The 13635-nt window shown below is 37.7% G+C and carries 11 protein-coding genes; 2 read left to right on the forward strand and 9 right to left on the reverse strand.

Features of this window, described 5'->3' with window-relative positions:
• Positions 1 to 375 precede the first annotated feature (375 nt).
• On the forward strand, positions 376 to 951 hold the full coding sequence (locus Q1K78_RS15490) for a YceI family protein (RefSeq protein WP_300180847.1): 576 nt from the start codon (positions 376 to 378) through the stop codon (positions 949 to 951).
• A gap of 89 nt (positions 952 to 1040) precedes the next feature.
• Complete coding sequence (locus tag Q1K78_RS15495) at positions 1041 to 1598, forward strand: heme-binding beta-barrel domain-containing protein (protein ID WP_300180872.1); 558 nt, start codon at positions 1041 to 1043, stop codon at positions 1596 to 1598.
• 705 nt (positions 1599 to 2303) lie between these two features.
• On the opposite strand, the gene Q1K78_RS15500 is transcribed toward Q1K78_RS15495, so the two are convergent.
• The 9 genes from Q1K78_RS15500 to Q1K78_RS15540 all read right to left on the reverse strand — a co-directional run bounded on the left by Q1K78_RS15500 (position 2304) and on the right by Q1K78_RS15540 (position 13178).
• Positions 2304 to 2474 (reverse strand): reverse transcriptase domain-containing protein, encoded by a 171-nt coding sequence (locus Q1K78_RS15500; RefSeq protein ID WP_366900110.1) that lies wholly within the window; start codon positions 2472 to 2474, stop codon positions 2304 to 2306.
• 236 nt (positions 2475 to 2710) lie between these two features.
• The gene (locus Q1K78_RS15505; RefSeq protein ID WP_300180850.1) at positions 2711 to 2962 is read right to left on the reverse strand and encodes a hypothetical protein; all 252 of its coding nucleotides are present in this window, start codon (positions 2960 to 2962) and stop codon (positions 2711 to 2713) included.
• Between the two features lie 146 nt (positions 2963 to 3108).
• Positions 3109 to 4170, reverse strand: a complete 1062-nt coding sequence (rsgA, locus tag Q1K78_RS15510) for a ribosome small subunit-dependent GTPase A (protein WP_300180853.1) — start codon at positions 4168 to 4170, stop codon at positions 3109 to 3111.
• 499 nt (positions 4171 to 4669) lie between these two features.
• Positions 4670 to 5308, reverse strand: a complete 639-nt coding sequence (locus Q1K78_RS15515) for a 3'-5' exonuclease (protein WP_300180856.1) — start codon at positions 5306 to 5308, stop codon at positions 4670 to 4672.
• 107 nt (positions 5309 to 5415) lie between these two features.
• A complete protein-coding gene (locus Q1K78_RS15520) occupies positions 5416 to 7029 on the reverse strand; it encodes an ABC-F family ATPase (protein ID WP_300180859.1) in 1614 nt (537 codons plus the stop codon).
• Positions 7030 to 7284: 255 nt separating this feature from the next.
• Complete coding sequence (locus Q1K78_RS15525; protein WP_300180878.1) at positions 7285 to 8859, reverse strand: PAS domain-containing methyl-accepting chemotaxis protein; 1575 nt, start codon at positions 8857 to 8859, stop codon at positions 7285 to 7287.
• A 202-nt stretch (positions 8860 to 9061) separates the two neighbouring features.
• Positions 9062 to 10249 carry a lytic polysaccharide monooxygenase gene (locus tag Q1K78_RS15530; protein WP_300180862.1) on the reverse strand — a complete coding sequence of 396 codons (1188 nt, stop codon included), beginning with the start codon at positions 10247 to 10249 and terminating at the stop codon, positions 9062 to 9064.
• Positions 10250 to 10474: 225 nt separating this feature from the next.
• Positions 10475 to 11455, reverse strand: a complete 981-nt coding sequence (locus tag Q1K78_RS15535) for a rhodanese-related sulfurtransferase (protein ID WP_300180865.1) — start codon at positions 11453 to 11455, stop codon at positions 10475 to 10477.
• Between the two features lie 271 nt (positions 11456 to 11726).
• Positions 11727 to 13178, reverse strand: a complete 1452-nt coding sequence (locus Q1K78_RS15540; RefSeq protein WP_065592297.1) for a catalase — start codon at positions 13176 to 13178, stop codon at positions 11727 to 11729.
• Positions 13179 to 13635 lie beyond the last annotated feature (457 nt).

Raw genomic sequence — 13635 nt, forward strand, 5'->3', positions numbered from 1 at the left:
GAGACTATGGCAAAGCATGCTTAATATTGATATGTGTGGTTAGTTAAGCGCTTACTATGAATATTGGTAATATCTGTTGCCCAATAAGTGTTTCCATTTAAATTCAGAATTGGTCATTGACTACTAAATGACATAAAAGATTGCAAGATCTTGATATTAAACTAGTTTCTTGCAACAACCTTGCTTGAATTAAAATGCTACCTCTAACAGGAAAACATAAAGACATGGGAAAGTAAAGTTAAATTTATTGAAAATGTCACTATTAATAGATTAAAAAAAACGATGACACTTATCGATTTAATTCCCTATGTAAATAACAAAATTGAACATAATATGCACAAGAAGAAACCCTTCTTTTACTAAGGTAATTACAAAATGAAAAAAATAACTACTCCATTAACTCTTGTTTTATCATTATTATCTGTGAATGTGCTTGCGGCTGAAAACTACACCTTAGAACCATCCCTATCAGCAATAAACTTTGCAACAATAAAAAATCAGTATGTAGTTGAACCTGCAATGATAGATACTCTTTCCGGTAAAGTTAATGATAACGGAAGCTTTAATTTATCTGTTGACTTAAAAGGTCTTAGTACCGGCATCTCAATTAGAGATTCCCGTGTAAACGAACTATTTTTTAACTCACTAAAATTCCCAGAAATTAAAATCGATGGCCAATTTAACTTAGACAAAATAAAGAATGGCCCAATAAAAACAACCGTTCCAACAAATGTCACATTCTATGGAACAACGAAATTAATTAACTTCCCTGTAATTATTGTTCCAACAGAAAATTACCTAACTATAAACTCATACACACCAATAATCATTGATAGTGCTGACTTTGGTATACCAGAAAACAATTTAACGGCACTAGCAGAAACTGTTGGCGGTATAAAAATATCAAACAGAGTACCGTTAAATATAAATTTAACATTTAAGAAGCAGTAATCACAATTTATAAAGGATCTATTAAAATGAAAAAATTAACCTTATTGGCTTTAATCGTTTTTTCACCTTTAAGTTTTTCATAAGCTGCTATCGCTTCTAATTTAGACTTAGGTCCACTAAGTACGTTAATAGGTACATGGAAAAGTACTGAATCTGGTGGTGTTGATGTCGCTCCAGGTAAAGAAGGGAGCAAAGTAGGAAAAGGAGGCCCTGCGCTTGAACCATATTATGAAACATTTACATTTGAACCAGCCGCCGATGCAACAAATGCTAGTGAGCAATATTTAACCGCCCTCTATTACAAACAAGAAGTTTTTAGGAAAAGTGATAACGGTAAATTTCATGACCAAAGAGGATATTTAATTTACGATAAAAAAAACCAAATGGTATATAACTCTTATTGTATACCTAGAGCGGTATGTATCGTTTCTGAAGGAAAATCAGGACAAGTCATAAATTTTGAAACTTCACCTAAAGGTATTGCTGAAAGTCAATTTATGACAGAGAACGGAACAACAACTAAATTTACAATGTCACTAGACATGTCTAAAAAAGACATTTTGAGATACTCTCAAACAACAAACTTACATATTTATGGTAAACCATTTGCTCATGCTGACTCTGGAGTACTAGAAAAAATAAATTAATTATTATTTGAAGCCATTGCTCATATTTTGGCTTCTTTGCATATACTATCAACGATCCTATGAAATTAAGAGTTGCCTTAATTTCATATAACAATACAGCTATGACTAATTTTAGCTGTATTTAAATTAAAGCGTGATCACTAGCTTCATCCCTCACATAAAGACCTCGTATACGGCTATCTCCTGACGAGAACGCCTATCTTCACTTCATCTACTGAATACAATCCTATACTTTTAAACCACTGATTAGGTATTGCATAGCTCGCTAACACTATTTCGCTATTAGACCATTTTTATAGTAAACATGAGAAAAACCACACCTAAAAAATAATCGAGTAGGAGGCTGCCTCCATCCTCTCATATCACCGTACAAGCGTGGGTCGCATAGGCGGTTCCTAATATATTTTCAGTGCCTTATACCCATCCAGTAATGAGTATAATCCCATCTCCATCAGTTTTACGTTTGAAAGGGCATGATTCACTTTAGGTGTTCTTGAGAGTGTCCACCAACCTTTATCTGACATCGCTAATTTCCAAGCATTTCGCATCTGTTGATAGACGGGTCTGACCTGAGCAACTAAAACTGTGGTTTAGATAACTGCGCTCCGTTATTCTTGTCGCTGCACTTTTCTCTCGGTTAACTTTGAGTTTCAGCTTATGCTCTAAGAATACGAAGATCGAGTCTTTGACTCGTTCCGCAGCTTCCTAACTACTCACATAGATTTGGCAATCGTCTGTATATCGACAGAACTTATGCCCTCTACGTTCTAGCTCTTTATTTAACTCATCTAATACTAGATTGGATAATAAAAGGGACAGAGGACTACCTTGTGGGGTTCCTTTACGGTACAAGCGATTAGGTGAAGACCGCTTCAAATGATCACGAAATATAAATAACGATACGTTAGCTCACTAATTTAATGTTCTTATGATTAATAATAGCGAGTGACAATATCGAAAGCCATGCTAATAAAGAGGTAGTTCCACCTTGGTTTGATTTACGTCAACAATTGTTGCATTAAAAATGCACCTTTGATTTTTAGGCAGTAAAAAAGGGCTACCAACTTTCGAATTGAAAGTGTCTTAACCCCTTTCTTTAAAATATTTGACTCTTAGTGAGTAGTACGGCTTGAGCCATTACGTACTAAATCTTGACCCGTTTGGAACACTTCTTCTGTTACCCAACGAGACAATAATAGTTGATGCTTATCATCTAATACCGCAACAAAGCGACGACCATCTTTATTGTTTGTCGCCATAGCAATACCAGCAACGTTAGTTAAACCAAAACCTCCATTTTCAGCAGCAACAATAAATGTTTCTAGATCTTCTAGGTTCGTGATCATCTCTAATTCTTGGCTCATATTGCTATTCTCTTGTAAGCTAAATCAATAATCACGAATGGTACGATTTTTATCTTATCAAGGCAATAATTGCTGATATATATACAAAAAAACCGCCAATCATAGACAGGCGGTTTATTCTGTTAATTTATTGTTTTAGCAAAAAATTAATAAGTGCTCGTTTCATACTCTTTTTTACGGCTACGAGCATCAGCGATAGCGCCATGAACCATTTTGCCAAAGGCTTTATCTTTTGCTCGTTGTTCTGCCACACTAGCGCCATTAATCGCTTGCTCTCTCATTAATTTTTGAAAGCTAACTAAACGACGCTCTTCAAGTTCACCTGACTCAACGGCTTTTAAAACCGCACAGCCGGGTTCTGAAATATGAGAGCAATCACCAAAGCGACATTTTTCAGCAAGATCAGTAATCTCGCTAAAAGTTGCATTCACTCCTTGTTCGCAATCACTAAGTTGAAGCTCACGCATTCCAGGGGTATCCATTAACAGACCGCCTTGTGGCATCAATTTTAAAGCGCGATGCGTCGTCGTGTGTCGACCTTTGCTATCATCTTCACGGATCTCTCCGGTTTTCAGCGCTTCAAATCCAAGCAGTCCATTTACCAACGTAGATTTCCCAACACCTGACGAGCCTAAGAAAGCGATAGTTTGGCCATTTTTACAATAGCTATGCAGAGCAACTAAGTCATTAGTATCCAGGGCATTTACACTGTAAACACTCATCATTCGATTTAGCTTCTGAACTTGATCTTGCTTATCATCTGCATCGTCACACAAATCAGCTTTAGTTAGCACAATAACAGGCTCAACTTCCGCTTCTTTTGCAATAGCAAGGTAACGTTCAATACGACTCAAATTAAAATCATTATTTAATGAGCAAACGATCATAACGGTATCTACATTCGCGGCAATTAATTGCGTTGCCACTTTTGATCCTGGAGCTTTACGATCAAACAGAGATTGTCTATCTAGTACACGTTGAATTCGTAGATTTTCATCAAACAATACCCAGTCACCCACACAAACACGATCATCACCTGATGGTGGTAATAAACTCACTTGACCTTGCTCACTCAAAACAATAATGCTGCTTCGGTGTTGCTCAATAATTCGACCAGTTTGAAAATCAGTTAAATCATCTAGAGTCAGTTGTTGTTGAAAATAAGGACGCCAGCCTAATTGTGGTAGTGTGAGAATTTGCTCACTCATTTGTTGCTCCATACATATGGTAGATTGTTTGCCATTGATGAGACATTTCATTTATGACGCAATTTATGTGTCATTACATATCAATGGTAAACATTCTTTATCCAACTGAATTCATTGTATTTTAGTTTCCAATTAAAGCATGAGAATACTAGCACTTTCTATTGGATAAATAGCAATAATACTTTTTCAGTTTGGGCTTATTTTTGTTGTTTTAAGACCTTGGTAGCAATTATTTCACTCTGTATCTACCCTAACAAAGGCATTTGATCCCTATAACAACCCAAACGTATAAAATAGGCCTCACTTTTATTTATGTAAAACAAGTTTGTCTTGTGATTACGATAAAAAAAATTGATTAATAGAAGATGTAATGACAAAACGAGCGGAATATCTGAATTGAAAAGAGTTTAAAAACCAAGAGAGTTGGCTTTCTGTTGGAAATAAAAAACGCCGATGTCGAAAGAAACATAAGCGTTTGTTAGAATATGACAGCTTAAAATTAGCCCTGTTTCTTTAAAAAAAGATCGATTGACCCTTTGGGTGTTTTTCCAATCTTCAACATTAAATCAAAACTTGGATTTTTAATGCCGTGATCACGCTCTAATGTTTCTAGCTGCACTAACCACAATGAGGCGGTAACTTCTGCATCGGCTAACGCCCGGTGAAATACTCCATCATTTTCAATTTGATGATACGCAACTAAATCACCTAATTTATGCGACGAGACCTCTTGGATTAATCGTCTTGATACCAATAATGAACACGCGAACGTTCCATCATAATTTCGTTGAATATCTTCGAGCTCAGCATCTAAAAAACGCTTATCAAATGAGGCATTATGAGCCACCAAGTTACACCCTTGAATGAAGTCTGCAAATTCATGCATTACCGTTGCACAATCATCCGCACCGACTAGCATTGCATTGGTAATGCCTGTGTAGTTAGCAATAAATGAGCTTACTCTAAAACCAGGATTCATTAGTTTTTGAAAGCGATCGACAATAACGCCGTTTTCTAGCTTTACTGCACCAATTTCTATGGCACGATCGCCTTGGTTTGGAGATAAGCCTGTGGTTTCAAAATCGAGTACCACAACGGTGTTTGCTGGTGTGGTTTTTTTAGAGCGAATTAATGACACTGAAAATATCCAATATAAATAATGAGAATAGAATTAGATCAAAAAACGCGAGCTGATCATCAGTCTCGCGTTTTTATATTTACTTAATACTTCATCTTAAAATAAGACTACTTAGCAATGTTAACCTGTAGCATTTTAGTTTGGTGATCTAAGTACTCATCATAAGTACCTTGGAAGTTCACTATTTTCTTATCTTTAACATCAATAATTTGTGTCGCTAGAGAAGAAACAAACTCACGGTCATGGCTTACGAAGATTAATGTACCTGTGTACACTTTTAATGCGTCGTTTAGTGCTTCAATCGCTTCCATATCCATGTGGTTCGTTGGTTCGTCCATAACAAGTACGTTGATGTCTTGCATCATTAACTTACCAAATAATAGACGGTTTTTCTCACCACCAGAACAGTTTCTTGCTTGCTTGTTAGTGTCATCAGCAGTGAATAGTAGGCGACCCAAAATACCACGAACCATTAAGTCATCGTGCTTGACTGTACGCCATTGCGAGATCCAATCAAAGATACTTAAATCGTTATCAAAATCAGCAGTGCTGTCTTGTGGGCAGTAACCGAACGCTGCATTTTCAGACCATTTAACAATACCTTCGTTTTGTTGTAAGTCTTGAACTAAACAACGTAATAAGGTTGTTTTACCTACACCATTCTCACCGATTACCGCTAAACGAGTGCCTGCTTCTAATAGTAAGTTACCGCCTTCAAACAGTACGTTACCTTCAAATCCATGCCCTAGATTGTCAAGCTCTAGCGCTTGGCGGTGCAGTTTTTTACCTTCGCCAAAGTTAATTGATGGACTCATACGGCTTGATGACTTAACTTCATCTAGTGAGATCTTGTCCATTTTCTTTGCACGAGAGCTTGCTTGTTTTGCTTTAGATGCGTTTGCACCAAAACGGTTTACAAAGTCTTGTAACTCACTAATCTCTGCCGATTTTTTCGCATTTCCTGCCAATAACTGATCGCGGATCAGGCTTGATGCTTCTAAAAAGTACTCGTAGTTACCTGGGTAAACACGCAGTTCACCGTAATCGATATCTGCCATATGAGTACATACAGAGTTCAGGAAGTGTCTGTCGTGCGAAATGATGATCATGGTACATTTACGTTGGTTTAACTCACCAGCTAGCCAGTTGATCGTATTAATGTCCAAGTTATTGGTTGGTTCATCAAGTAGTAAAATATCTGGGTTTGCAAACAGTGCTTGTGCTAATAATACTCGCAGTTTCCAACCTGGAGCTACTTGCTTCATTAGACCAAAATGAAGTGCTTCATCAATACCCGCTTGAATTAGGATATCACCTGCACGGCTTTCTGCACTGTAGCCATCCATTTCTGCAAATTCACTTTCAAGCTCAGCTACTTTCATGCCGTCTTCTTCACTCATTTCTGGTAGTGAATAAATACGGTCACGCTCTTGCTTGATTTCCCATAGTTTTTTGTCACCCATGATCACAACATCAATTACGTTGTATTGTTCAAAAGCAAACTGATCTTGACTCAATACGCCTAATTTTTGTCCCGGTGTCATTGAAACATTGCCTGAACTAGGAGTTAATGCACCACTTAGAATTTTCATAAACGTTGATTTTCCGCAACCATTCGCACCGATCAAACCATAACGGTTACCGTTGCCAAATTTTGCTGAAATATTTTCAAATAAAGGCTCTGCGCCAAATTGCATTGTGATGTTGTTTGATTGTATCAAAGAAATAATTCCTAAATGCTTACGGACAAGTCAATTACGAGGCTAAGATGTAGCCAAAAAAATGAAGTGCAACAGTATGAATAAATATGAAAAAGCTAGGCGCGGATTATACAGAGATCTGGATCACAATGTCGAGAAAATACGGCGTTTTAATACACAATAAAAAAGCCTTAACTCTCATTAAGGCTTTAGCTTATCAGTCTGTGCTTACTTTTAATCAAAGTTGACTAACAACAAAGGGCATAGTAGTCGATATTACTTCTCTTCAAAACGTTGCGCTAATTGATAAAATTCATTCACTTGATTTTTTAACTCCTTAGAAGTGCTATTTACTGAATAAGTAGTCTTTAAATTTTGCTCCGCCGTTGAAGCAATAGATTGAATATAAGTATTCACATCACCAGACAGTTGACGTTGTTGGTGTGCTACACTTTCTACTGACGTCATTAATTGATTCATTGATTGCATCATTGAATCCACCTCAGATAATCGTTGCATGCTCACCTCTCCCATTTCATTGCATAGTTCGGTTTGCTCTCGGTTAGAGATAATCTCTAATTGCCAAGATTCAATCGTCGACAGCATCATTGCGACACTTTCTTTTATCTGAACGGTTGCATTAGAAGTGCGATTAGATAATGCTCTAACTTCATCGGCAACGACAGCAAAGCCTCTTCCTTGCTCTCCCGCTCTTGCTGACTCAATGGCGGCATTTAACGCGAGGAGGTTAGTTTGATTAGCAATACCACCTATCTCTTCCATGATTTGACTGACTTCTTTTGCTTGTGTACTCAATTGCTCTGTCATTTGTGTAGCAGATCTCGCTTGGATCGCTAATTGTTCTAAATTTACATTGGTTTGAGTAATACTTTCTTTTGTTAATGCACATGACTTAATCGTCATATTAATGAGTTCATATGCCTCATTTGTACTTAATGACACATCATCAGCTAACGATTTAACCTGCTCTGTTGCTATACGAACGTGATTAATATCTTTTGTTTGCTGTTCTAATTCCTGCGTTACCAATATTGCCGTTGAGCTTAAATTATCAGCCAATTCTTGAAGAGGTTTCGCTGAGTCCGTCATTCTACCTAAGACGGTTCTAATCCGAGATGAGGATAATTTCAGATGAAAATCAGCAATTGAAAACTGATTATTGCCAGAAAAAATAAGACGACTAACACTGTCATATTTCGCATGTAACTTTTTCAATTGACGCGGTGTATCAATGAGTTCTTGACGAAAGAACAGGCCCACGATGCACATAGGAAGCGCGCTGCATAACAATGCCATCACTCCATTTAAATTGGATAATGTCGATAAAACTGGAGCCGTCAATGCCCCAAATAATAACGCATAACGCAAAGTATCATTTACTGAGAATGACCACTGTTGTCCACCGTTCTCTGCTTTTAAAAGAGCCACATAAGCTTTTTCAGCAATAACAACCCACTCACGTTTAGGTTTCACACGCACAGACTGGTAACCAATCACGATATCATGTTCATAAATAGGCGTAACGTAGGCATCTACCCAATAAAATCGACCTGATTTTGCTTTATTTTTTACTATTCCTCGCCATGCTTTTCCCTCTTGTAAATTTCTCCACATATCTGCAAATGCTGCTTTAGGCATTACTTCATGACGAATAACATTATGATTTTCACCTTCAAGCTCTTCCTTACTATATTCTGCAATGCGACAGAACGCTTCATTACAATAAGTAATAACACCTTTAAGATCAGTAGTAGATACAAGTTGTTCGTCATCACTTAAAAAAGTTTCAATCATTTTCGCCCACAATATAAAAAAAGAAGTTAATGAAATTTTCTTTATCATAGATGAATATCACTATTCACCACAATCAAAACTACATTTAATTAAAAAAGAAGGCCTTTATTTATCCAAGTCATTGGTCAGATCATTGCATTATGATTAATTTCATAATTTTGATCCGTGTTAATATTTCTTTAAGCCCTAAATGAACTTTAGAGCTTAAAAGACAACAAGTTTTTAATATGTCCTTCTATTAACGCCAAACACCCCATTCTCCAGTCGTTCCCGGCTCTTCACCTTTTGTCCACCACTGTGCTGTCCATTCTTTATTGTTATAGCTAACAACATCCCCAGTGTTATAGATTAAACCTGCTTGCCATGCGTTTGTTGGTTCAACTGGTGGCTCTACCGGTGATGTTGTATCCGCTTTAATTAAAGAAAGCTGATAACTAAGATCTGCACTTGGTGCAAAAACTCGGTTTGCGTAAATATTATTGATATCGTACATATAATGATTCATTTCTTGATGCCAAATACCAATAAACCATTCTTTATTTTTTAACTGATTAAATTGCCCTGCCAGTTCCGCTGACCATGTCGCCGCATTATTCACATTAATGGCTAAACTGATGTCTGTTGTTTCCCCCCCTGTCGCATCAAACGTTCTGAACCGAACCGTATCGCCTGATTCTACTGGCCCAAATCCTTGGCTAATGTAATAACCTAAATCAGAATATGATGGTGGCGGGTCGACTGGATCTATCGGTCCTGGAGGTGTAGTTCCCGTTCCATCAAATGAAATATCGCTACAGTTATAAAAGCCTTCACCAGCAGCATCTTCACGCTGCCAGCGAGTATAAAGGACGGCCGAATCTGCTCTATCCGCAGGAAGAGTAATATTTATACGGTATTTCTTATCTTCCCCTACAGGCACATTGCCTACGGTATCAATTAGATCTAAGTCACCCCATGTTAATGGAACGGTTGGATCGTAATTAGAATTAGATAAATAGAATTGCCAGTAAGAAGGGGTGTGAGGTGCTGTTGCATTAAAGATAAGTTCAATCTGATTATTCTCATCTAAAGTAACCGCCGTTTTTTGCCAATGAGAAGAACCTACGTTTAAGCCTGCTTTTGCATTATCCCCTGCTGAACATAAGTTACCATCACGAACAATGGCTTGAACATGTGCCATGTCTTTATAGTTTGGTACATTGGCCGCAACCTCATTACGTTGAACAAAAGGAAACGCTCCTGATTCATCATACGCCGACTGACATGCCTGATTTGGAATAGTGTTATCCCAAAATCCTCCATCTAAATAACACGTATTTTGTCTTGCACTCGGGTACTCGACCCAGCCATGAGCCTGCGCTCCCATTGATGATAATGCACCAACAAAGGCAATAGTGAACGAACTGATTTTTATTTTATTTTTCATGATTTCATCCTTGTTTATAAACAATAAAAATGAGGCGATTAACGCCCCACTTTCCTTTATAAAATTAGCAAGGATTGATGAATTGACGATAAAAATCGAAACAAATAAGCGCTTTATTTACGCATTTGTTATCTGCTTTCCATCTAATTATGAGTTAAATGAAAACACATTATATTCTTTCGAGTCAGTTCATTATTTATAACTCATATCACCATAAAATCTGAGTTACTTAGTACTTCTCTGCTGCTGTTTTCTCTCTTTCTTTTCTTGCTTACGTTGCTCAATGAGTTTGGCTGCATCTCCACCTACGTGAGTTTCGCCTCTTTCGCCCGCCAACTGCACTTGTTTTTCACGCTCACGGAAACGAGACTTTTGCTCATCACTGTGCTGATCAATACATTTAGGGCAGCTAACGCCTTTCTCAAACGCATCAGATTGTTTGTCTTCATCTGTAATAGGTAAACGACACGCATTACACACGTCATAATGGCTTTTCTCTAATTGATGGTTAACAGCAACTCGGCCATCAAATACATAACAATCGCCTTCCCATAAGCTGTTTTCTTCTGGTACTTCTTCAAGGTACTTTAAGATGCCGCCTTCAAGATGATAGACCTCATCAAACCCTTGCTCTTTCATATACGCGGTCGATTTTTCACAACGAATACCACCAGTACAGAACATCGCTACTTTTTTATGTTTTTCAGGATTTAAATTATCAGCAACGTATTGAGGAAAATCGCGGAATGTTTCTGTCTTTGGGTTAATAGCATGTTTGAATGTGCCGATGCCCACTTCATAATCATTTCGAGTATCAACCAATAGCACGTCTGGATCAGAAATAAGGGCATTCCAATCAGCAGGTTTAACGTACGTACCCACCACATGAAGAGGATCGATACCTTCTACGCCCATGGTGACGATTTCTTTTTTCAATTTCACTTTTGTACGATTGAAAGGTTGAACGTCATTGATTGATTCTTTATAAACCACATCCGCTAAACGAGGATCTTCTTTAAACCAAGCGAGTAGCGTATTAATCGCTTCACGAGAGCCCGCAACCGTGCCATTAATCCCTTCACTTGCGAGCAACAATGTGCCGCGAATATGATTATCTTCTAATACTTGAGTTAATGGTTGACGAATGTCGGTGTAATTTTCTAATGAAACAAATTTGTATAACGCACAAACGATATATTGAGACATGGGTAACTTTCCTTTTTTGCGAGGCTGGATCGTAAGTCCAGAGCAATGAGTATTTGCTTTAGCGGCTTATAATAGTGCGGGGAGTATAACGGAGGTCTATCGACACAAATACCGACAGTTTTTGTGGTTTTTCTAACCAAATTGAATTAAATAATAAAATAACCACCTTTCAAATAGCAAGAGAGCTAAAATTTACAATGTAAACAGACATAAAAAAAGCGCTGAATGTAATACTCAACGCTTTGATTTATAGTTACTTAATAGGATTAAATTACGAGTTAAATTCACTCACATCAATATCAAGTAATTTACCGATACCTTCGCCATAAGCTGGATCGGCTTTGTAACAATGTCTTAAGTGGCGAAGTTGAATTTCTTTTGGCACACCGTTTAAGTTACGCGCTGTGTTATCAAACAAGATGTCTTGTTTTTCAGCGGTCATTAGACGGAATAGATCGCCCGGTTGTGAGAAATAATCTTCATCTTCACGGTGATCCCAATGTGCTGCTGCGCCATCTAAGTTTAGTGGTGGCTCAGAAAAATCTGGCTGCTCAGCCCATTGACCTTCATTATTTGGCTCATAACCTAATGTGCTACCGAAGTTACCATCAACGCGCATTGCGCCATCACGGTGGTAACTATGTACAGGACAACGAGGTGCGTTCACAGGAATGTGTTGGTGGTTTACACCTAAACGGTAACGCTGTGCATCACCATACGCAAATAAACGGCCTTGTAGCATCTTATCTGGAGAGAAGCTGATACCCGGAACCACGTTTGCAGGGTTAAATGCCGACTGCTCTACTTCTGCGAAGAAGTTTTGTGGGTTACGATTTAGCTCAAATTCACCTACTTCAATTAATGGGTAATCTTTATGTGGCCATACTTTGGTTAAATCGAATGGGTTATAAGAAACTGTCGCCGCTTCTGCTTCTGGCATGATCTGAACTTTCAATGTCCATTTAGGGAAATCTTGGTTATCAATGCTTTCTAGCAAATCACGTTGATGACTTTCACGATCATTACCAATCACTGCACCCGCTTCAGCATCTGACAAGTTTTTAATGCCTTGCTGAGATACAAAGTGGAATTTCACCCAGTAACGCTCGTTATCACTATTGATAAAGCTAAACGTGTGGCTACCAAAACCATGCATATGACGGTAAGTCGCAGGAATACCACGATCACTCATCACGATAGTTACTTGGTGAAGCGCTTCAGGTAATGATGTCCAGAAATCCCAGTTATTTTTCGCGCTTCGCATATTTGTGCGAGGATCGCGTTTAACCGCATGGTTTAAATCAGGGAATTTTAGAGGATCACGTAAGAAGAATACAGGTGTGTTGTTACCCACTAAATCCCAGTTACCTTCTTCTGTGTAGAATTTTAGCGCAAAACCACGGATATCACGCTCTGCATCTGCTGCGCCACGCTCACCAGCAACGGTTGTGAAACGTGCAAACATGTCTGTTTGTTTGCCAATTTCAGAAAACAGTTTTGCTTTTGTGTATTTAGTAATGTCATGAGTTACAGTAAATGTGCCGTAAGCACCAGATCCTTTGGCGTGCATACGACGCTCAGGGATCACTTCACGATCAAAATGCGCCAGTTTTTCTAAAAACCACACATCTTGCAATAATTGAGGACCACGTTTACCCGCAGTTTGAACATTTTGGTTATGTGCAACAGGGCAACCTGCTGCTGTCGTTAATTTCTTACTCATTACTCATTCCTTAATATTATAATAAAGTACACAAAAATGGTTTTCTAAAAATCGTGTTAAATACAAAAAATGACATACATTGACCCACTTTACAGCGGCTAATGCACTCTTGGTCATCTCTTTAAACCTCAATAAACTATGGGTATAGAATAAACACTAAAAAGAATAAGAGATAATCGCTTGTACTTATAGTTGTGATTCACAAAACCTATCAAAAATAGATGTAAATCATCATTTTTACTTATTACCTCATCAAATATAAAATAATTATTGACCAAATAAAAAAAGTTACAAAGCCAATATAATCGTGAAACAAATTTACGCAACATCATTTTCGTTGAAAGAAATAAACCTCATCACATTTCTTCTTAGCTTTAATTTTAGCTTTAAATATAAAGAGCACGGTGTTTTTCAAGATAGTTGACACTCTTTGCTTAAATTTTACGCTACCTTTCCC

The sequence above is a fragment of the uncultured Aliivibrio sp. genome, assembly GCF_946479765.1.
Taxonomy (GTDB): domain Bacteria; phylum Pseudomonadota; class Gammaproteobacteria; order Enterobacterales; family Vibrionaceae; genus Aliivibrio.